Genomic DNA, 21335 nt, shown 5'->3' with positions numbered 1-21335 from the left:
TCTCGAGCAGCCGCGGCGATTTCTGTGACCATGTCGCCATGAGCAAGTTCTCCCGTTCACGGCGTGCCGTCTGGGGTGACGCCCGCTTCCTGATCGGCATCGCCGTAGTCGCGCTGTCTGTCGCCGGCGTGTGGGCCGTCGTCTCCTCCTCCGGCGCCACGACACCGGTACTCCAGGCGACGCGAACGATACCGCTCGGCGAAGCGCTCGTCTCCGGTGACTTCGAGGTGGTGGACGTGGGACTCGGCTCCGTCTCGGATCGCTACCTCGCGCCCCAGGACCTTCGGCCCGGTCAGATCGCGTCCCGGACGGTCGTCGACGGCGAGCTGATGCCGACTTCTGCCGCCGAGGACGCGGATGCGAACAGAACCACCACGATCGTCGTCGAAAGCAGCACCGGCATCCCGGCCGATGTGGGCGCCGGGAGCATCATCGAACTCTGGCATTCTCCTCCGGTGGACGATGGCGCCCTCCCGGGGACGCCGCGCATCCTCGTCGCCGATGCGATCGTCACATCGGTGACGAAGACCGAAGGAATGCTCGCCGCCGACGGCACCACGGCTGAGATCGTGATCGACCGAGCGGATGTCGCCGATGTGCTGTCCGCGATCACCGGCGGCTCTGTCCTGTCCGTCGTGCCGATCGGCTCGACCTCGTGACGTCGGTAGTCATCGCGCTACCCGATTCCCGTGCACGCACCCTGGCCGAGGAACTCGAGCTCGAAGGCATCAGCGTGGTTTCCGTCGTCGCGCCGAGCAGGATCCTGCCCCTGCCCGACGGCGTCGATGCCGTCATCGTTCCCGCCAGCCGCGCGGTGCTGACGCCCGCGCTGGTCGCCGACTGCGACAGGGCAGGGGTGCGGATCCTGCCGCTCGGCGACGGCGACAGCAGACTGCTCGGGCGCTACGGCCTCGCGGCCGCACTCCCGAAAGAAGCGCGCGGCTGGGAGATCGCTGCCGCGCTCACCGCCGACCTTGCGGGCTCCGTCGAGCGAATCGCGCAATCTCCGCGTCGTGTCACGGTGGTCTGGGGTCCGTCCGGTGCGCCGGGACGATCGACCGTCGCGATCCAGCTCGCCGTCGAGCTGTCCAGGGCAGGACGCCGCACTGCCCTGGTGGATGCCGACACCGTCGCTCCCTCCCTCGCGCTGCTGCTGGGACTCAGCGATGATGCACCCGGGATCGCCGCCGCGTGCCGTCGGGCAGAACTCGGCGCACTCGACTCGGCAGAACTCACGCGGCTGGCGACCGTCCTCGAGACGAGCGCAGGAGAGATCGAGGTCCTCGGGGGCATCAATCGCCCTGGGCGCTGGCCGGAACTCGGCGCACGTCGATTGGAGGCGACGCTGCGCGCATGCCGCAGCTGGGCAGAGGAGACCGTCGTCGACGTGGCGAGCGCCTTCGACGCCGACGATGAGGCGACGTACGACCTCACCGGCCCGCGTCGCCACGCAGCCACAGTTGCCGCGCTGCAGGAGGCAGACCTGATCATCGCCATCGCGGCGGCCGACCCGCTCGGCATGAGCAGGTTCATCAGGGAGCATGCCGAGCTACGACGGCTCACGACCCCGACGCCCATCAGAGTGGTGGTGAACCGCGTGCGCCCCGGCCCCCTGGGCATGGATGCGCGAGGTCAGATCCGGCGCACGCTCGAGAGGTTCGCCGGCATCACGGACGTCGCGTTCCTCCCTTTCGATCAGCGGGCCGCCGACGCCGCCCTCCTGCACGCCCGAGCGATGGCGGACCTCACTCCGCGCTCGTCCCTCGTCGCCGGCGTGCGCCGCGTCGTGGAGACTCTCGTCTCCACATCAGCAGAGCCGCCTACTGGCGGTAGCTCGAGAGGAAGTTCCCGAGGCGCTCGACGGCTTCTGCGAGCACGCGGGGCTCGGGGAGCGTGACGAGTCGGAGGTGGTCGGGGGTCGGCCAGTTGAAGCCGGTTCCCTGCACGAGGAGGATGTGTTCGGAGACCAGCAGGTCGTAGACCAGCTTCGCGTCGTCCCTGATCTCGTGGACGTTCGGGTCCAGACGAGGGAAGGCGTACAACGCGCCGACGGGCTTGACGCACGAGACACCGGGGATCGATTCGAGTCCCTTCCAGGCGATGTCACGCTGCTCATGCAGGCGCCCAGTCGGCGCGATCAGCGAGTCGATGGACTGCACTCCCCCGAGAGCCGCCTGAACCGCGTACTGGGCGGGGACGTTCGGGCAGAGACGCGTCGAGGCGAGCAGGTTGATCCCCTCGAGGAACCCCTTCGCGTGGTCCTGCGGCCCGGTGATCACGAGCCACCCGGACCGGAAGCCGGCGACCCGGTAGGTCTTCGAGAGCCCGTTGAACGTCAGACACAGCAGGTCCGGCGCCAGGGTCGCCGTCGGGATGTGCACCGCATCATCGAACAGGATGCGATCGTAGATCTCGTCGGAAAGCAGCAGCAGCTGGTTCTCACGGGCGATCTGCACCATGCCCTCGAGAACTTCGCGTGAGTAGACCACGCCGGTCGGGTTGTTGGGGTTGATGATGACGAGAGCTTTGGTGCGCGGAGTGATCTTGGATCGGATGTCCTCGAGGTCGGGCTGCCATCCGTTGTCCTCATCGCACAGGTAATGGACCGGGGTGCCGTCGGCGAGACTCGTCATGGCTGTCCACAGCGGGTAGTCGGGTGCCGGGATGAGCACCTCATCGCCCTCGTCGAGAAGAGCCTGCATCGTCATCGTGATGAGCTCGGAGACGCCGTTGCCGAGGAAGACATCCTCGGGATCGAACCGCGGGAACCCGGGGATCTCCTCGTACCGGCTGACGACTGCTCGCCGTGCCGAGATGATCCCCTTGCTGTCGCTGTACCCGTGAGCGGTCGGAAGCGCCGCCAGCATGTCATGCACGATCTGGTGGGGTGCCTCGAAGCCGAAGATGGCGGGGTTGCCCGTGTTGAGCTTGAGGATCCGATGTCCCTCGGCCTCGAGCCGCGCCGCCTCGACGAGCGTGTTTCCACGGATCTCGTACAGGACGTTCTTGAGCTTCGACGACTGGTCGAAGTGGCGCGTTGGTGTCATTGAGCAAGCCTACAATGACGCGACGAGGGGCCGATCCCCACGGACCGGCCCCTCGTCCTGCGCTCTGCTACTTCTTCTTCTTGCCCTGCGCCCGCCGCTGCTCGCGGTTGCCCGCGGGAGCTGCCGAGCCCTCGGTGCGCTGCCCGAACGCGCCGCGCGGAGCCTCAGCCGACTCGGCCTCCTCGGCGGGCACCTGACGCGCGGCCGCTGCCTGACGAAGCTTCTCGGTCGCGGCCTGCTGAACCTGACCGCGGTCGTTGCGGACCTCGACCTCGCCGGCGTCGTTCGCGGCGGAGTACTCGAGCCGCTGGTCTCCACCGTCTTCGGCGAGGCCCTTCGCCTCGACCTCGGCCGTCTGCGAATCGCCCGCCCGACGCACCTCGACCTCGAGATTGTAGAGGTAGCCGACCGACTCCTCCTTGATCTGCCCCATCATCGACTGGAACATCGCGTAGCCCTCGCGCTGGTACTCGATGAGCGGGTCGCGTTGCGCCATCGCACGGAGACCGATGCCGTCCTTGAGGTAGTCCATCTCGTAGAGGTGGTCGCGCCAGCGGCGATCGAGCACCTGCAGCACCACGCGTCGTTCGAGCTCACGCGTCGCCGCTTCTCCGAGCGACTCCTCACGAGTCTCGTATGCGATCTTCGCGTCCGACAGCAGCTCGCGGGTCAGACCCTCTGCGGTGATGCCACCCTTGCGGCCGGCAGCCTCGGACACGACCTCGTCGATGGTCACGCTCACCGGGTACAGCGTCTTGAGCTCGGTCCAGAGTGCGTCGAAGTCCCAGCTCTCGTTGTGACCCTCGCCGGTGTGATCGCGCACCACTCCACTGATCGCGTCCTCGATGAAGTGCTGGACGCGGTCGGCGATGTCATCGCCCTGCAGGATGTGGCGGCGGTCGGCGTAGATCGCCTCGCGCTGACGGTTCAGGACGTCGTCGTACTTGAGGACGTTCTTGCGCATCTCGGCGTTGCGCGACTCGACCTGCGACTGCGCGCTGCGGATCGCCCGCGACACCAGGCCCGACTCGATCGGGACGTCGTCGGGGAAGTTGGTGCGCGCGAGGATCGCCTCGGCGGCGCCCGACTGGAACAGGCGCATGAGATCGTCGGTGAGGCTCAGATAGAAACGGCTCTCACCAGGGTCGCCCTGACGGCCCGAGCGACCGCGCAGCTGGTTGTCGATGCGGCGCGACTCGTGGCGCTCCGTGCCCAGGACATAGAGCCCACCGGCCTCGATGACCTTCTCGGCCTCTTCGGACACGATGGACTTCATCGCCTCGTACGTCTCGTCCCACGCGATCTCGTACTCCTCGGGCGTCTCGACGGGGTCGAGTCCCTTGCCCTTGAGCTCCTGCACGGCGAGGAACTCGGCGTTGCCGCCGAGCATGATGTCGGTTCCACGACCGGCCATGTTGGTGGCGACGGTCACGGCGCCGAGGCGCCCTGCGCGTGCGACGATCTCGGCCTCGCGCGCGTGGTTCTTCGCGTTGAGGACCTCGTGCTTGACGCCCTTCTTCGCGAGGAGCCGCGACAGGTACTCGCTCTTCTCGACGCTCACGGTGCCCACGAGCACCGGCTGCCCCTGCGCGTGACGCTCGGCGATGTCCTCGACCACCTGCGCGAATTTGGCGGTCTCGTTCTTGTAGACGAGGTCGGACTGGTCCTTGCGAATCATCGGACGGTTCGTCGGGATCGGGATGACACCGAGCTTGTAGGTCGACATGAACTCGGCCGCCTCGGTCTCGGCTGTACCGGTCATGCCGGCGAGCTTGTCGTACAGGCGGAAGTAGTTCTGAAGCGTGACCGTGGCGAGAGTCTGGTTCTCGGCCTTGACCGGCACGGCCTCCTTCGCCTCGATGGCCTGGTGGATGCCCTCGTTGTAGCGACGTCCGACCAGGATGCGACCGGTGTGCTCGTCGACGATCATGACCTCGTCGTTCATGACGACGTAGTCGGTGTCCTTCTTGAACAGGGCGAGGGCCTTGATCGAGTTGTTGAGGAACGAGATCAGCGGCGTGTTCGCGGACTCGTACAGGTTGTCGATGCCGAGGTAGTCCTCGACCTTCTCGATGCCGGGTTCGAGAACGCCGACGGTGCGCTTCTTCTCGTCGACCTCGTAGTCGACGCCCGCCTCGAGGGTGCGCGCGATCTTCGCGAACTCCGCGAACCAGCGGTTCGCCTCACCGGAAGACGGTCCTGAGATGATCAGCGGCGTGCGCGCCTCATCGATCAGGATGGAGTCGACCTCGTCGACGATCGCGAAGTAGTGCTCGCGCTGGACGAGGTCTTCCTTGCGCCACGCCATGTTGTCGCGGAGGTAGTCGAAGCCGAACTCGTTGTTCGTGCCGTAGGTGATGTCGGACGCATACTGCTCGCGGCGCACAGCCGGGGTCTGGCCCGAGACGATGATTCCCGTCGACATGCCGAGGGCCCGGTACACGCGCCCCATGAGCTCTGCCTGATAGCTCGCGAGGAAGTCGTTGACCGTGATCACGTGGACGCCCTCGCCCGCGATCGCATTGAGGTACGCCGGGAAGGTGGCGACCAGGGTCTTGCCCTCACCGGTCTTCATCTCTGCGATGTTGCCGAGGTGGAGAGCAGCACCACCCATGATCTGCACGTCGTACGCGCGCATACCGAGGGTGCGCTTCGCCGCTTCGCGCACGGCGGCGAACGCCTCGGGCATGAGCTGATCGAGCGACTCGCCCTTCGCGAACCGCTCACGCAGCTCGGTGGTCTCGTTGCGAAGTTCGTCGTCCGTGAGCTTGGAGATGTCCTCTTCCAGCGCGTTCACGGCCTTGACCACCTGGTTCAGGCGTCGGATGACCCGCCCTTCTCCAGCGCGCAGCAGCTTCTCAAGAGGATTGGCCACAGATGTCATCTCCCTGTCGATGGTTCCGGCGGCGCCGCGTGTCGGGCGCGTGCCAGGCATACCTTGTCATGTTACCGGTCCGTGACCTGCACGTCGTCTGCATGGCGTGCCTCCAACGCGTTTCCGAGTATGTATATATTGGTCCACGACACCGGGAGGTCCATATGTCGGTCCGACAGAGTCTGCTCGCGATCCTCGCTCAGGGCCCCTGCTACGGCTACCAGTTGCGGCACGAGTTCGACCGCCGCACGGGCTCGGTATGGCCGCTCAACGTCGGTCAGATCTACAACACGCTCGAGCGCCTCGAGCGTGACGGGCTCGTCGCTCGCGGTGCAGCGGACGAGCACGGCCACGTCTACTGGGAGATCACGGCCACCGGCGCGTCCGAGGTGGACCGCTGGCTCGCGTCTCCCGCGCCACGAAGCCAGGCGACGCGCAACGAGCTCGCCATCAAGCTGGCTGTGGCGGCAACCCTCCCCGGCGCGGACGCCGCCCGAGTCATCGCGGCCCAGCGCGCGGCGTCGGAAGAGCATCTCGCAGATCTCACCGCGACGAGGGCGACGCGCGAGGACGACAGCCCCGAGGGGCTCGCATGGTCGCTCGTCGTCGATTCGATGATCTTCACGGCGGAGGCCGAGGTCCGCTGGCTCGACCATGTGCAGACCCGGCTCGCCCAGCACCCTGTCCACGCCCTCGCTCTCGAGTTGACGACCGATCGACCCAAACGTGGCAGGCCTTCGAGGGCAGACGTGGCGGCACTCGTCTGACGGGTTTCGCCTCAAGCGTATGCACAGCCAGCGGCGTCGCCCGGGAAACTAGGATCAGTCCTATGGCTGGAATATGGGGCAGACGCAAGCGCGAGCAGGAAGAGCTGGCCGCACAGGACGCCGACCTGGCTCGCCGCGCTGAGCAGGCACTCGTCTCGGCGGACGAGCGCATCAGGAGCACGTCCGACGAGCTGGCGTTCGCGGAGGCCGAACTCGGGGAGCAGCTGACTCGTGACCTGAAGAAGGCGCTCGCTGCGGTGCGCACGCATCTGCGCGAGGCATTCCAGCTCCACCAGCTCAACCACGATGAGATTCCCGACACGCCTGAGGAGCTCCGCACCCGCAACGCGCGGATCATCCAGCTGTGCGATTGGGCGCAGGATCTGCTCGACGAGAAGACGTCGGATCTCGCGGCATCGATCTCGAAGGTGCGTCGCGCACCCGAGATCATCGCCCAGGTGCGTGCCGATGCCGAGGCGCTGAGCGCACGGATCCCGCACACGAACGAGACCGTCGCGCGTCTCTCCGCGCGTTACTCGGACTCGGCGATGCACCAGATCACGGCGAGCGCCGCCGAAGCAGAGCAGCTGATCGCGTTCGCAACGCACGGCGCGGCCGTCTCAGAGCGTCGCCGCGCGGCGAAGCAGAACGAGGAGGCGAACCTCGCACTGGAGACCGCCACCGAGGCCACGCGGCGCGCTTCCGCGCTGCTCGACGCCGTGGAGGACTTCGAGATCGAAGCGCTGCGTGCGGAGTCGACCCTTGCCGAGGTCGTCGCGGATTCACGCAACGACCTCATCGCCGCGCGCACCGCCCCCCAGGTGCCGGCCGTCGCGGCCGCCGTCTCCGCGCTGCAGGACGCGCTGAGCGCCCTGTCGCCCGCGGGCACCCCCGGGGATCCCTTCGCCGAGCTGTCGCAGCTGCGCGACGCGAACACGGCTCTCGATGACGCGATCGCCACCGCTCGGCATCGCGAGGCGCACCCGCTGCCCAGCATCCAGCAGGTGCAGCATGCGATCGATGATGCCGACCGCCAGCTCGGCGTCGCCCGCGGACTCATCGCCGGGCACCGCGGCTGGATCGGCGCCGACGCGCGCACGCGCCTCGCCGAGGCCGAGAGGCTGCGGGTCGATCTGTCGGATCTGCTTCCGGCGGAAGAGACGCGCGACGAGGCTCTGGCCAGTGCACGACGCGTCGCACACCTGGCTTCTGAGGCCCTGCAGCTCGCCCAGCGCGACATCGATTCCTCACGGCCGCAGGATCAGGGCTGGGGCGGCGGAAACGGCTGGGGCGGCGGCGGCTGGAGCGGCGGCGGCCGACGCGGCGGTGGCGGCGACGTCGCCTCGGGCATCCTCGGCGGCCTCGTCATCGGCAGCATTCTCGACGGCATCTTCGACTGACGCGGTCGCACAACGCGACGACGGCCCGGCTCCCTCTGGAGCCGGGCCGTCGTCGTCTCAGCCTCAGGAGGCGAGCGCCTCAGTGGGCGGAGCCTGCGTCTCGAGAGCGATCACACCGTAATCCCAGCCCTTGCGTCGGTAGACGACGCTCGGGTGGTCGGTGCGCACGTCCACGAACAGGAAGAAATCGTGCCCGACCAACTCCATCCGGTCGACGGCCTCTTCGACGGTCATCCATTCCGCTCCGAAGTTCTTGGTGCGGATGACCACCGGTGAGTAGACCTCGTCGTCCTCGTTCTGGATCGGCACGTTGCCGGTCGCGACGGCCCGCAGGACATCCACGGATGCCGGCTGGACATCGATGCCCTCCAGCGCTCCGCTCTCCTTCTCGAAGTGCGCCCCGCGTGGGTGCTGACGTCCGTCGACTCGCTTCTCCTTCGCTCGACGAAGTTGCTCGGCCATCTTGTCGACGGCCATGTCGAGTGCGACGAACTTGTCTCCGTCCGTGGCTTCAGCGCGCACGACGGGGCCCTTGCTGACGAGCGTGAGCTCCACGGTCTCGTCCGGCACGTGACCGTTGCGGTACACCCGGTGGGTGACCTTGACATCCAGCCGTTGCGCACGGGACGCGAACGTCTGGATCTTGGCGATCTTCTCTTCGACAACGGCTCGGAATCGATCGGTGATACCCACCCCGACGCCAACGATGCTCGTTTCCATTGCTGCCTCCTTGTCCCGGTCCTCCCGGCCAAGGGCGGACCGTGGTCGCCTTGTGACCCCCAACGGTAGTCGGCCTGACCTCGGATGTCACGGGTCAGTTGCTGCGTGTCCCCGATGCGTTCACATTCCGTTCGCTGTGACGCGGCGTGGCGGCGAGCGCGACCGCTGCCAGGACATGCGCGCCCGCGTCTGTCAGCGCGCGAGCCGCCTCATCGAACGTCGCACCCGTCGTGACCACGTCGTCGACGAGCACGACGGTCTCCCCCTCGAGCACACGTCGCGCTCGCATGCTCCCGCGGACGTTCTCCGCTCGGCTCACGGAATCGAGGCCTCGCTGATCCGTGCGCCGACCCCGCAGAACGAGCAACCGGTCGGGAAGCCGACCCGCCCGCCGGATCAGCAGCTCGGGCACCCGGTAGCCGCGCCGTCGAAAGGCGGCCACCGATGTCGGGATCGGCACGAGGTGGAGCGGTCGATCGGCATCCGCGCGTGCCTCGAGCACGTCGACCACCTCCCCCAGCGCCGATCCGAACGGGCGAGCGAGCAGCGTCTCGCCGTCGTCCTTCATCCTGCGGATGCATCGCGCCGCGACCGACTCGAAGGGCATCGCCGCGCGGACCTCCAGTCCGGCGGGCGTGCGGCGGACGAGCGGCTCCGGTCGGATGCTCTGTCGGCACGAGCCGCAGAGCAGCGTCTCGGGCCGGTCGCACCCCGCGCAGGTCGCCGCGAGCAGAAGGGCGAGTATCTCGAGTCCTACGGCGCGGGCCGGTGGATGCGGTGACATCCGTCGATGCTCTCGCAACAGTCCGGCGCCGGGGCTGCAGAGGCTGCGCGGAACGCGGCCGTCATGGACTGTCAGTCGATGTCGGACGGCCGTGCAGGGACAGTCGCGCTCAGTGCCCCGCACGCGTCGCGAGAAGTGAGACTCCGCTGATCGACTCGCTCCATGCCGAGCCCGCACGGGCGAACACGGCGCCGTCCGCGCCCAGCACTCGCAGACCGGTGGCTGCGCGCGCACCCGCCAGGGACACCGCGCCGGTCGGAGCCACCTCTGACGTGCCAGGCCCTCCTACCACCTGCGTGACGACCATCCGGTCTGCGGGATCCGTCAGCAGTCCGAGACGATCCGCGCCCAGCCAGACGAGGCCGATGGCGCCGCCGTCGAGCTGCGCCAGCGGCTCGGTGGGCCCGAGCTCGGTCGGAAGCCCGGCCTCATCGCGGATCACCGATGACACGACGATCCAGCGCTCGCCCCCGATCACGACGGCCGCGGCGACGCGGGCCCCATCCGCCGAGACGCGGATGGCGGATACGGAGGAGGCCTCCGGCCACGCGCCCGCGATGCTCTGAGGGGCGACATCGCTGCCGATCGCCTGCAGAGCCGCCGGTGCGTTCGAAGGGACCGACCACGTGTAGTCGTAGGGATCCATGGACGGCCGCACCAGCGATGGGCGGTCATCCAGCTCGTTGAAGCTGCCTTCACCTGCGAGCCACACGTGCCCGTCGATGAGCTGCACGGCCGCGTGGGAGCTGTCGACCGACACGTCGACAGCTGTGACGGGCTGACCCGCGTTCACGATCTGGTCCGAGACGCCGGGGATCGGCGTGATCTCTCCACCGACCAGCATGCCGAAAGTCCCGTCCTTCAGCACGAGGCTGCCCGGATCGGCCTTGTCCGTCACGACCTCGACGACCCCGGCCTCCAGTGTGCGGCCGTCGACGGTGAAGCGCACCTGGTCGATCTGCACGCCCCCGGCGGTCAGGGTCGCCTGGAGCTGAGTGCGCATGCGCGCGAGGGTGGTCGGGTCGAGGCCCAGCGCCGCCCGGTTCAGGGCGACGTCGGCGATCTGGTCGGGGTCGATCGGCACGGAGTCCCGTGCGAGCTGCACCTCCTGCGGGAACGCGCTCTGCACGGCCGGATCGAGCCAGGGGCTGGGCGCGCCGCCGATCAGCGACTGCGCGATGGTCGTCGCCACCGTGGCGCGTCGAGGGAACCAGCGCACATCGGGCACGAGTCGTTCCCACGTCTGATCGAAGTACTGCAGCGCGTAGTCGTCGTACACGCGCGAGAACCTGGATTCGTCGATCACCACGCCGTCCGGCGCCTCGGCGATCCGCCACTGGCCGTCTGTGAGTTCGACCACGAAGGCCGAGTTCGAGGCGCCGAACGCCTCGGAGTACGCTCCGGTCGCGTCGACGCTGGCGACCTGATCGAAGGCGACCCTCACGTCGGCCGTGTCGCCGTCATCGGCATCGTCGTCTTCGTCGACATTCGAGCTGAACGAGCGGGTCGCCGAGCTCACATCGATCGACACGCCGGTGTTCGGACGCCAGGTCGATGCGAGCTCCGGGGTGAGAAAGCTGCGAGCGGTGTTCCAGTTGTCGGCCGGGGTGATCGCGGCCTCCATGAAGCCTTCGACGATCGCCGCAGGCCCCGCGCCGTCCACCGGACCCGAAGCGAGCGGGAGGAAGTCCTGCCCCTCGGGGGACGCCCCGAGAGGCTTTCCCGGCTGTGCGTCTCCGCTGGTCGGAAGACCTGTGCACGCTGACAGGATGAGCACGGTCGCCGCGATCACGAGACCACGCAGCGCGCGCCGAGTCCGCGCGGTCATTCGATGCTCCCTCGATCGAAGAGCTCCGCCGGGACATCGGCGAGCTGGATCGGCTGCGTGGCATCGCCGAGTTCGGCGAGCGGCTCCTGCGGCTCGATCGGGATGGGCGAAGGCCCATCCGTCGCATCGCCACGGCGAGGCAGGGTCAGAACGAAGTTCGTCCCGACGCCGAGTTCGGACCACACCGCGAGCGATCCGCCGTGGAGAGTCGCATCGCCGAGCGCGATCGACAGTCCGAGCCCCGTGCCCCCGAGAGTGCGCTGGCGGGAGGGATCAGCGCGCCAGAATCGGTCGAACACCCGCTCGGCATCCGCCGGGTCCATGCCGAGCCCGAAGTCGCGTACGCCGGCGGCGACCGCATGCTGATTGCTGTCGACGGTGACGACGATCGGTCGGCCCTCGCCGTGCTCGATCGCATTGCCGATCAGGTTGCGCAGCACTCGTCGCACCCGCCGCGGATCCATGTCGACCGGCGAATAACCGCCGGGGGCGACGAGCCTCAGCTCGCTGCCGCGATCGTCGGCGAGAGGGCGCATCTGCTCGATGATGTCCTCTGCCAGATGCGCGAGGCTCGTCGCCTCGAGCTCGAGCTGCACGGAGCCTGCGTCGTAGCGGCTGATCTCGAGCAGATCCGACAGCAGCGTCTCGAACCGCTGCACCTGCGTGTGCAGGAGCTCGGTGGTGCGAGCGGTCGTCGGATCGAACTCCTCCCGCTGATCGTTCAGCATGTCTGCGGCGAGGCGGATCGTGGTGAGCGGAGTCCGCAGCTCATGCGACACATCTGACACGAAGCGCTGCTGCACGAGTGACAGCTCGCCGAGCTCCTTGATCTGGGATTCGATGCTGTCGGCCATGGCGTTGAAGGAGCGTCCCAGCGTCGCGATCTCGTCTTCCCCGTGCACGTCGATGCGGACGCCGAGGTCGCCCGAGGCCAGACGTGCGCTCGTCTCGGCGGCCTCGACGATAGGCGTCGACACGGTGCGGAGAACGATGAAGGAGATCGCGGCGACGATCGCCACCAGACCTATGCCGGCGACCCACAGGGTGCGCTGCACGAAGGTGAGAGTGTTGTCTGCATCCGCGAGGTCGTACGCGAAGTAGATCTCGAACGGCCCCGCCTCGGGAACCCGCAGCTGCTGCCCCACGATGATCCCGGGGACAGCTCGGCCGCCGACCTCGAGTGATACGGACTGCCAGGACTGCCAGTCGTCGAACTCGACCACCCTGTTCCTGAGGCCCGAAGTGATCAGATTGTCGCTCAGCCCGGCGGTGAAGCCGTTGAGCGGGACGTCGGGGTCGACCTCCATGCGGAATCCGGCAAGACCTTCGGCCGTCGAATTGCGTCCGAGGTCCTCCTGCACGCTGTCCCACAGCTCCGGCAGGGCTGCCGGGTCATCGCCCAGCGCCGTCGCGTCCAGGGTCGCCTGCGCCTGGTTCACCGAGCGGGCCGCGTCTTCGAGCGCCTCGTTCTTGCGGGATTCGAACAGATCGTTCTGGATCACCAGCGCCATCGTCACGCAGGTGATCAGGATCGCGGTGGACGTCAGCAGAAGCGTGATCGTGAGCGTCCGGAATCGCAGAGAACTGCGCCACAACGCCTGGACGACGGTCGGCCAGCCACGCCAGTCGCGGATGACAGCGACCGCCGTGGTGGTCGCTGTGGTCGCGGCCATCGTGGGCCTAGCCCGCGCTCCCGGCACGGTAGCCGACGCCCCGTACCGTCATGACGATCTTGGGGTTGTCCGGGTCGAGTTCGACCTTCGCCCGCAGACGCTGCACGTGCACGTTGACCAGCCGCGTATCGGCCTTGTAGTGGTAACCCCACACCTGCTCGAGCAGCATCTCCCTCGAGAACACCTGCTGGGGCTTCGACGCGAGCGCGACGAGCAGTTGAAACTCCAGGGGCGTGAGAGCGATCGGAGCCGTGCCGCGGCGCACCTCATGGGCGTCGACGTCGACGGTGAGGTCTCCCACGCGCAGCTGCTCCCCCACGTTCTGCGACGTGGGCCGCAGTCGGGTTCTGATACGAGCGACGAGCTCCTTCGGATTGAAGGGCTTGACGATGTAGTCGTCGGCTCCGACCTCGAGTCCTCTGACCACATCAGCGGTGTCGCTGCGGGCGGTGAGCATGATGACGGGGACTCCGGATTCGGCACGGATGCGCGTGCAGATCTCGATGCCGTCCATCCCGGGCAGCATCAGGTCGAGCAGCACGAGATCGGGACGCTGTGCGCGCCACTCGTCGACCGCCCGCGCACCGTCGGCGCAGAACACCGGCTCGAAACCTTCCGTGCGCAGCACGATGCCGATCATCTCGGCGAGCGCGGTGTCGTCGTCGACCACAAGAATGCGTGAGGTCATAACTGTTACCTTATGGCACTCAGTACCACGGTCCTCCTGTCTACGCGCCCGACGGGTCATGTGACACGATGGGAGCGCACGACGGAGGGAGTGCCGGTGAGCGGCCAGACATGGACCCCTGCCCCGAAGAAGGGCATCATCCCCCTGCATCCGCTGACGTTCGGGATGCTGTTGAGCAAGTCGTTCGTAGCGCTGCGCCACAACCCCAAGGTCCTCTTCGGCTTCGGCGTCGTCATCCAGCTCGCGGTCGTGGTGCTCAGCGCCACGGTGATGGGCTTCGTGTTCGTCACGACGTTCACGCGGCTCGAGTCGCTCTCTCCCTCCTCCCCGGACTTCGAGGCCGTGTTCGCCGGAACGATCGCGATGAACATCGTCGCGGGCATCTCCGTCGGTCTCGCGTCCGTCGCGTTCACCGCTCTGATGCAGGGCGTCGTCGCAGCCGAGATCGGCTACGCCGCGATCGGCGTGAAGGCCACGCTGAAGACCCTCTGGCGCAAGATGACCCCGTCGTTCTGGCGGCTGGCCGCCTTCGCTTCACTCTCGGTCATCTTCATCTTCGGTGTGATCGTCATCCTCTTCGTCATCGTCGCCGGCTTCGTCGCCAGCGGGCTCGGCGGATCCGCTGAGGCCATCGGCGGCGTCGTCATCCTCGTGCTGCTCGTCCTGCTCACGACGATCCCCCTCCTGGTCTGGCTGACGACCAAGCTGTTGCTGGTGCCGTCCATCCTCGTCCTCGAGCGCGCGAAGCTCCGCGATGCGCTCGTGCGCTCGTGGCGACTCACCCGCGGTCGCTTCTGGATCGCCTGGGGAGTCACCTTCCTGATCGGCGCCATCATGGGTGCCGCGATGCAGCTCGTGAATCTCCCCGTGTCGCTGCTGAGCTCGATGCTCGGATCGGTCATCGCCCCGACCGGCTCTGCGGACACTGCCGCGATCATGGGGTTCGTCTTCGCCCTCCTCGCCCCGCAGATCCTGCTCCTCGTGCTGCAGGCGATCACGCTCGTGGTGCAGAGCACCGCAGGCACCCTCGTGTATCTCGACAGTCGGATGCGCTACGAGGGTCTCGACCAGGCGCTGATCAGTCATGTCGAGCGACGCGACCTGGGGTGGACGGAGGAACAGCTCGGCGACCCCTTCGTCGTCGACGCCACGCGCGCCGTCTCGAGTGCACCGCCGCCCAAGCAGGTGCCCGAATGGGCGACGATGACGCCGGCCGGCTATGAGGCGCAGCCGTATGGAGGGCAGCCGTACCCGGCACAGCCATACCCGGCACAGCCGTACCCCGGGCAGGAGTACCCGGCACAGCCGTACCCCGGGCAGCAGTACCCGGCACAGCCGTACCCCGGGCAGCAGTACGGGTACCCGACTCAACCTCCCCCTTCACAGCCGCCGTACGCGCCGCCGGCTGCGACCGTCCCGCCTCAGCCACCGGCGTATCGGCCGGCACCGGCGCCCGCCGCTCCCCCGGCATCCTCAGCGCCCGCGGACGACTCCACCTGGGCGGCCCCCGGAGCGGGCAGCGAAGGATCTGCATGATCCGCCCGCTGGACGATGTGCTGGTGCCCGACGGAGACGAGGCGAGACAGTGGGCCGAGCAGGAGCTCTCCGACCCGCGCTATGCCGATGCGAAGCCGACGTGGTTCGATCTCGTCGCGCGTGACATCGGACGGTTCCTCGCCGATCTGTTCAGCTCCGACAACGGCGCCAGCGTCGGGCCCTCTGCGCTCATCGTCGTCAGCGTCATCGTCTTCGGCGCTCTTGTGGCGGCCCTCATCATCTGGGGTCGCCCTCGCCGCTCCCAGGCGATCCGTCGGCCGGGTGCCGGGCTTCTCGGCGCCGAGGACGACCGCTCGGCGGCGCAGCTGCGTGCGGATGCCGACCGTGCCGCGCGAGCGGCGGACTGGGACGAGGCGACGGTCCTGCGGTTCCGCGCGCTGGCGAGAGGACTCCTCGAGCGCGACCTCATCGAGCCGTCCCCCGGCGCGACGGCCCAGGCGATCGCGCGCGAGGTCTCTGTCGTGTTCCCTGCGGAGACGACGCCCGTCCGCCAGGCCGCCGTGTTCTTCGATGACGTGCGCTATCTGCGGCATCCCGCGACCGCTGATCGCTACGCGGAGCTCGCAGCGACAGACGACCGTCTCAGTGCCCTGCGCCCGGAAGCAGTGACCGCGTGAGTGTTCTCGAGCAGCGGGACGTCCCCGCGTCGACCGCCGAACGCGCGCCTCGAGGCCGACGGTCGCGAGCTCTGCTCGGATGGCTGATCATCGTGGCGCTCGTCCTCGGCGGCGTCTTCGTCGCGATTCAGGTCGGTGTGCGCATGCCCGATCAGCGGGGTTCGCTCGATCCCGAGAGCGTGAGCGACTCGGGTGCCATGGCCATCGCGCAGATCCTGCAAGAGAACGGTGTCGAGGTCTCGGTCTTCCGTTCGCGCACCGAGGCACGCCAAGCGCTCGATGACGACGCCACGCTCGTGATGGCGAATCCGTACACGCTCTCCGACGAGGCGATCACCGAGCTCATCGAGCCCGCCGACCGGGTGGTCTTCCTGTCGAGCAGCACACACCTGCTGAGCCTCTTGAGGATCGGCGACAACGCCACCCCGGATTTCACCCCGGTGCAGGCGGACTGCGACGCACCCGAGTTCGCGGACGTCGGCTCGATCCGTCCTGATCGGCTGTTCACACCCGCCGACGGCGTGGAGGGATGCTTCGGCGACGACGACGCGGCGGCCGTGCTCATCGATGAGAGCGACGGAGCCACGCATGTCGTCGTCGAGGGTGCGCGCCTCTTCAGCAACGCCTATCTCGCAGACGACGGCAACGCCGCACTCGCGCTCGCGCTGCTCGGACAGACCGAGCGCGTCGTCTGGTACGTGCCCAGTTTCGGCGACACGGACATCGAGGGCGAGACCGAGGACACCCTCGGGTCGCTCACACCGGGATGGGTGACACCGGCCATCCTGCTGCTCATGCTGGCCGGCGTCGCGGCAGCACTGTGGCGCGGTCAGCGCTTCGGACCGCTCGTCGCCGAGACGCTGCCGGTGACGGTGCGCGCCTCGGAGACCATGCACGGTCGCGCACGTCTGACCGCGAAGGCCGGCGACGCTGCGCACGCGGGCGAAGCTCTCCGAGACGGGAGCCGGCGCCGCCTGGCGCGCAGGCTCGGCCTCGCTGTCACCGCGAGTGCCGAGGAGGTCGCGGATGCCGCAGCCGACCGGCTGCGCGTGCCGCGTGGCTCGTTGCACGAGCTGCTCGCGGGCGCGCCACCCGTCGACGATCCGTCACTGATCGACCTCGCGCGCCGACTGCAGGAACTCGAGAGCGCCGTCGACGCCTCGTCCTTCACGGAGCGGAGATCCGAATGAACCGCCCCCGCCGAACCGCCGTCCATCCATCATCCGACCGGAAGCCGAGGACACCACGTGACCGCTGAGAACTTCAACGACGCCGAGCTGCGTCAGGCCATGCACCGCGTGCGCACGGAGGTCGACAAGGCCGTCGTGGGCCAGGCGGGCACGGTGACCGGCCTGCTGGTGTCGCTGCTCGCGCGAGGACATGTGCTGCTCGAGGGCGTGCCCGGGGTGGCGAAGACCCTGGTCGTGCGATCGTTCGCCCGGGCGCTCGGCCTCGACACGAAGCGCGTGCAGTTCACCCCCGACCTCATGCCGGGAGACGTCACCGGTTCGCTGGTCTACGACGCCCGCACGGGCGAGTTCGACTTCCGTGCGGGTCCGGTGTTCACGAACATCCTTCTCGCCGACGAGATCAACCGCACGCCTCCGAAGACCCAGGCCGCCCTGCTCGAGGCGATGGAAGAACGTCAGGTGTCCGCCGACGGTGTCAGCCGAGCTCTGCCCGACCCGTTCCTCGTCGCCGCGACGCAGAACCCGATCGAGCACGAGGGCACGTATTCGCTGCCGGAGGCCCAGCTCGACCGCTTCCTGATGAAGCTGGTCGTGGGAATGCCGGAGCGGGATGCCGAGGTGTCCGTGCTGCGCAAGCACGCCTCCGGCTTCTCCCCGCGCGAGCTCACCGGCGTGGAGGCCACCGTCTCCGCGGACGAGATCCGTGCGGCTCAGGATGCGGCAGGACGCGTCGAGGTCACCGATGACGTCCTCGGCTATGTCGTCGACCTCGCCAGAGCCACGAGGCAATCGCCTTCGGTCGAGCTCGGCGCGAGCCCCCGCGCCTCCACGGGTCTGCTCGCCGCTGCGAAGGCGTGGGCGTGGCTCAACGCATCCTCTGCCGTCACGCCGGATCACGTGCAGACGATGCTCGTCCCCGTCTGGCGGCACCGGCTGCAGCTCCGTCCGGACGCCCAGATGGAGGGCGTGTCCGCGGATGCCGTGCTCACATCCGTCGTCCAGCAGACCAGGGTGCCGATCTAGGTGTTCGTCACCGGCCGTCTCGCGCTTGCCGTCGCCGTCGGCATCGTCCCGCTCGTCCTCGCCGGGCTGGCGGACTTCCCGCCCTATGCCGCCCTCGGCATCTGGGTGCTGCTCTGCGTCCTGCTGATCGTCGTCGATGTGCTGCTGGCTCCGAGCCCCCGCTCCGTCGCCGTGACCAGGCGCGTGCCGACGCGCACCCGCATCGGCGAGCAGGTCCCCGTGAGCGTCGCGCTGCAGAATCAGGGTCCCCGGACGCTCCATGCGCTGATCCGCGATGCCTGGCAGCCGACGGCCGGAGCGGGTGAGGCCCGTCAGCGACTCAGCGTCCCGCCGGGTGAACGGCGACGCGTCTCCATCCCCCTACTGCCACGACGTCGCGGCGAGCTGGCGAGCGAGTTCGTGATGATCCGCTCGCTCGGTCCGCTCGGCCTCGCCGGCCGGCAGGCCCGTCACCTCGTACGCGGGACCATCCGGGTGCTGCCCGCCTTCTCGTCGCGGAAGCACCTCCCCTCCCGCCTCGCGCGTCTGCGGGAGCTCGACGGGAACACGAGCATCCAGGTGCGCGGTCAGGGTACCGAGTTCGACTCGCTCCGTGAGTACGTCCGAGGGGATGACGTGCGGTCGATCGACTGGCGCGCCACCGCTCGCGCGGGCACCACGATGCTGAGGACGTGGCGACCGGAGCGCGACCGCCACGTCGTGATCATCATCGACACCGGCCGCACGGCCGCCGCGCGCGTCGGCGACGGCACGAGGGTCGATGCCGCCCTGGAGGCGTCTCTTCTGCTCGCGGCCCTCGCCGCGCGTGCGGGCGACCACGTGCATCTGCTCATGTACGACCGGGTCGTGCGGGCGCGCGTGACCGGTGTGGAGGGGACAGCGCTGCTTCCGGCGCTGACCGATGCGATGGCTCCGGTGCACGCGCGTCTCGTCGACACCGATTGGCCGGGTGCTTTCGCTGCCGTGCGCACGCTCACGACCCGTCCGTCGCTCATCGTGGTGCTCACCGCTCAGGATGCGGCTGAGTCGGCTCGCGGATTCCTCGGTGCGTTCCCCGACGCGAGCAGGTCGACATCGATCCTCGTCGGTTCGGTCACCGACGACGGCATCGCGGATCTCACGACGCGGCGCGGATCTCGGGAGGAGATCTACCTCGCTGCGGCGGCCGAACGCACGATGCGCGACGCGGAGAACGTGGCCGACGCGGTGCGCCGCGCGGGAGGCGAGGCGATCGCCGCTGACCCCGAGTCGCTGCCTCCGAGGATCGCAGACCGGTACCTGGAGCTGAAGGCCGCCGGGCGCCTCTGAACGCAGAGAGTCAGCCGGCCAGGAGCCTGGGCGTACCTGCCTCGTACTCGACGAGGTCTCCGGTCTCGCCGCGGCGATACGCTCGACCGCCGATCACGAGCATATAGATGAGGAACGCGGCGAGGGCGGCGACGCCGATGCCGATCTTGACCGGCCAGGGCAGCGCCCACCCCGTCACGAATCCCTCGATCAGTCCGGACACGAACAGCGCGAAGACGAGTCCGATCGCCACTGTCGCGAGCGAGCGTCCCTCGGACGCGAGTGACTCGCCTCTCGAACGGTGTCCCGGCGCGACCCACGACCAGAACAGGTGCAGACCCGCCGCAGCCGCGACGAAGATCGACGTCATCTCCAGCAGTCCGTGCGGGAGGATGTAGAGGATCATCACATCGACCTGGTCGTGTGCGGCCATGACGGCGCCCGACACGCCCAGCCCCATCGCGTTCTGCACGAGGACGTTGATCGGCCAGATGCCGGTGATGCCGAACAGCACGCATTGCAGGGCGATCCAGGCGTTGTTCCACCAGACCATGCCCATGAACACCGCGGCCGGGTTCTCGGTGTAATAGCCGGTGAAGCTCTCGTCGGCGTACTGCTCCAGCAGGTCCGGCGGGCCGAGGGTCGCGAGGAGTGCCGGATCTGCGGAGATCCATGTCGCGGTCCCGACGACGATCGCGATGAATGACGCCGCGATCACGAGCGTCGTCCAGCGCAGTCGATAGAGCGCGGCGGGCAGCTGCAGCGAGAAGAATCGGCCGGTCTGGGTGAGGATGCTGTCGGACGCCCCGGTGAGTCGCAGCCGCGCGCGCACGAGGATCGTCGAGAGGTACGCACCTTGAGGTGACTCCCCCACCGAGGTCTTGAGCTCAGCGAGATCCGCGGACGCCGCGCGGTAGCGGACGATCAGCTCGTCGACGCCCGCGCCGTCGAGCCGAGCACGGCTCAGCTGGTCGAGCCGTTCCCACTCGGCGCGGCGTGCATCTGTCAGCGCATCGGCATCCACCTGATTTACTGTACTCATGTCCGCCGCGCTCGATGCATCCGACGAGGTCCTCTCGGGCGAGGCCGTCGCGATCGACGTGCAGCCGATCGGCTTCGTGTTGCGAGCCGCGGGCGCGATCATCGACCTCCTGGTCGGGCTCGCTGTGTTCCTGTCGACGATCTTCCTGCGGATCTGGCTCCTCGACATCGGCGTCCTGACCCAGGCGACAGACACGATCGCCTTGATCGCCTCGATCGTGATCAGCTTCGTGGTGCTGCCGATCACCATGGAGGTCGCCCTCAAGGGCCGCAGCCTGGGCAAGCTCGCCGTCGGGGGTCGGATCGTGCGACTCGACGGTGGCGCGACCGGTTTCCGCCATGCGTTCATCAGGGCACTCCTCGGCGTCCTCGAGATCTACATGACGCTGGGCAGCATCGCGGTGCTCGCCGGAGCGTTCAGCGCCCGCTCGCAGCGGCTGGGAGACATGGTCGCCGGCACCTACAGCCAGCGCGTGCGCACGCCGAAGCTGATCCCGAGCGTCCCCGTGCTGCCGCCGATGCTCGCCGGCTGGGCGCAGATCGCCGATGTCGCGCGCCTCCCCGACCGTCTCGCGCGCCGCATCTCGCAGTTCCTGCAGAGCGCTCAGCGGATGGTCCCGTCAGCTCGCGCCCGAGTGGCGCAGGATCTCCTGACCGAGGCATCGCCGTTCGTCTCGCCTCTGCCTCAGGCCGCCCCGGAGGTTGCGCTCATCGGCATCACCGTGCTGCGGCGCGAGCGGGAGCGCAGAGCGCTGGAGAACGCCGACCGCCGAGCGGAGAAGCTCACCGGCCGACGCGTCGGGGCCTGAGCACACCGGTCTCTTCGCGAACCCCGGCG

18 protein-coding genes are annotated in these 21335 nt (G+C 68.4%); 10 read left to right on the top strand and 8 right to left on the bottom strand.

What is annotated here, in order from left to right; genetic code table 11:
• Positions 1-38 precede the first annotated feature (38 nt).
• Complete coding sequence (locus AKG07_RS01640; RefSeq protein WP_053095670.1) at positions 39-659, top strand: hypothetical protein; 621 nt, start codon at positions 39-41, stop codon at positions 657-659.
• A complete protein-coding gene (locus tag AKG07_RS01635; protein WP_053095669.1) occupies positions 656-1897 on the top strand; it encodes an AAA family ATPase in 1242 nt (413 codons plus the stop codon). Before AKG07_RS01640 ends, AKG07_RS01635 begins: the two co-directional genes overlap by 4 nt.
• Here the strand turns inward: AKG07_RS01635 and AKG07_RS01630 are convergent.
• Together AKG07_RS01630 and secA are read right to left on the bottom strand one after the other, a co-directional pair.
• Positions 1821-3047 carry a pyridoxal phosphate-dependent aminotransferase gene (locus tag AKG07_RS01630; RefSeq protein WP_053095668.1) on the bottom strand — a complete coding sequence of 409 codons (1227 nt, stop codon included), beginning with the start codon at positions 3045-3047 and terminating at the stop codon, positions 1821-1823. The genes AKG07_RS01635 and AKG07_RS01630 overlap by 77 nt on opposite strands.
• Positions 3048-3114: 67 nt before the next feature.
• Complete coding sequence (gene secA / locus AKG07_RS01625) at positions 3115-5922, bottom strand: preprotein translocase subunit SecA (protein WP_053099063.1); 2808 nt, start codon at positions 5920-5922, stop codon at positions 3115-3117.
• A gap of 164 nt (positions 5923-6086) precedes the next feature.
• Between secA and AKG07_RS01620 the strand changes: the two genes are divergently transcribed.
• Both AKG07_RS01620 and AKG07_RS01615 read left to right on the top strand, forming a co-directional pair.
• Positions 6087-6689, top strand: coding sequence for a PadR family transcriptional regulator (locus tag AKG07_RS01620; protein WP_053095667.1), 603 nt, complete (start codon positions 6087-6089; stop codon positions 6687-6689).
• A gap of 62 nt (positions 6690-6751) precedes the next feature.
• Positions 6752-8089 carry a hypothetical protein gene (locus AKG07_RS01615; RefSeq protein WP_053095666.1) on the top strand — a complete coding sequence of 446 codons (1338 nt, stop codon included), beginning with the start codon at positions 6752-6754 and terminating at the stop codon, positions 8087-8089.
• Positions 8090-8152: 63 nt separating this feature from the next.
• Here AKG07_RS01615 and hpf read toward each other — a convergent pair whose 3' ends face one another.
• The 5 genes from hpf to mtrA form a co-directional block, all read right to left on the bottom strand.
• On the bottom strand, positions 8153-8809 hold the full coding sequence (gene hpf, locus AKG07_RS01610) for a ribosome hibernation-promoting factor, HPF/YfiA family (protein ID WP_053095665.1): 657 nt from the start codon (positions 8807-8809) through the stop codon (positions 8153-8155).
• A 94-nt stretch (positions 8810-8903) separates the two neighbouring features.
• Positions 8904-9593 (bottom strand): ComF family protein, encoded by a 690-nt coding sequence (locus AKG07_RS01605; protein ID WP_053095664.1) that lies wholly within the window; start codon positions 9591-9593, stop codon positions 8904-8906.
• Positions 9594-9702: 109 nt separating this feature from the next.
• Entirely contained in the window at positions 9703-11421 is a 1719-nt protein-coding gene (locus tag AKG07_RS01600) for a GerMN domain-containing protein (RefSeq protein ID WP_053095663.1), read from the bottom strand.
• Positions 11418-13094 (bottom strand): MtrAB system histidine kinase MtrB, encoded by a 1677-nt coding sequence (gene mtrB / locus AKG07_RS01595; RefSeq protein WP_053095662.1) that lies wholly within the window; start codon positions 13092-13094, stop codon positions 11418-11420. Before mtrB ends, AKG07_RS01600 begins: the two co-directional genes overlap by 4 nt.
• 7 nt (positions 13095-13101) lie before the next feature.
• Positions 13102-13782, bottom strand: a complete 681-nt coding sequence (gene mtrA / locus AKG07_RS01590) for an MtrAB system response regulator MtrA (RefSeq protein ID WP_053095661.1) — start codon at positions 13780-13782, stop codon at positions 13102-13104.
• Between the two features lie 96 nt (positions 13783-13878).
• On the opposite strand from mtrA, the gene AKG07_RS01585 reads away from it, so the two are divergent.
• The 5 genes from AKG07_RS01585 to AKG07_RS01565 all read left to right on the top strand — a co-directional run bounded on the left by AKG07_RS01585 (position 13879) and on the right by AKG07_RS01565 (position 19477).
• Complete coding sequence (locus tag AKG07_RS01585; RefSeq protein WP_053099062.1) at positions 13879-15318, top strand: hypothetical protein; 1440 nt, start codon at positions 13879-13881, stop codon at positions 15316-15318.
• Positions 15315-15956 (top strand): DUF4129 domain-containing protein, encoded by a 642-nt coding sequence (locus AKG07_RS01580; protein WP_053095660.1) that lies wholly within the window; start codon positions 15315-15317, stop codon positions 15954-15956. Before AKG07_RS01585 ends, AKG07_RS01580 begins: the two co-directional genes overlap by 4 nt.
• Positions 15953-17146 (top strand): DUF4350 domain-containing protein, encoded by a 1194-nt coding sequence (locus AKG07_RS01575; protein ID WP_053095659.1) that lies wholly within the window; start codon positions 15953-15955, stop codon positions 17144-17146. The genes AKG07_RS01580 and AKG07_RS01575 overlap by 4 nt, the downstream gene beginning before the upstream one ends.
• A 99-nt stretch (positions 17147-17245) precedes the next feature.
• The gene (locus AKG07_RS01570) at positions 17246-18169 is read left to right on the top strand and encodes an AAA family ATPase (RefSeq protein ID WP_222839202.1); all 924 of its coding nucleotides are present in this window, start codon (positions 17246-17248) and stop codon (positions 18167-18169) included.
• Complete coding sequence (locus AKG07_RS01565; protein WP_053095657.1) at positions 18170-19477, top strand: DUF58 domain-containing protein; 1308 nt, start codon at positions 18170-18172, stop codon at positions 19475-19477.
• A gap of 10 nt (positions 19478-19487) precedes the next feature.
• On the opposite strand, the gene AKG07_RS01560 is transcribed toward AKG07_RS01565, so the two are convergent.
• A complete protein-coding gene (locus tag AKG07_RS01560) occupies positions 19488-20480 on the bottom strand; it encodes a stage II sporulation protein M (protein WP_053095656.1) in 993 nt (330 codons plus the stop codon).
• A 16-nt stretch (positions 20481-20496) separates the two neighbouring features.
• Between AKG07_RS01560 and AKG07_RS01555 the strand changes: the two genes are divergently transcribed.
• Positions 20497-21306 carry an RDD family protein gene (locus AKG07_RS01555; protein ID WP_053095655.1) on the top strand — a complete coding sequence of 270 codons (810 nt, stop codon included), beginning with the start codon at positions 20497-20499 and terminating at the stop codon, positions 21304-21306.
• The last annotated feature ends 29 nt before the right edge of the window (positions 21307-21335 follow it).

This window comes from Microbacterium sp. CGR1 (assembly GCF_001266755.1).
In the GTDB taxonomy this organism is placed as follows: domain Bacteria; phylum Actinomycetota; class Actinomycetes; order Actinomycetales; family Microbacteriaceae; genus Microbacterium.
This window is presented reverse-complemented; position numbering and strand designations above follow the sequence as displayed.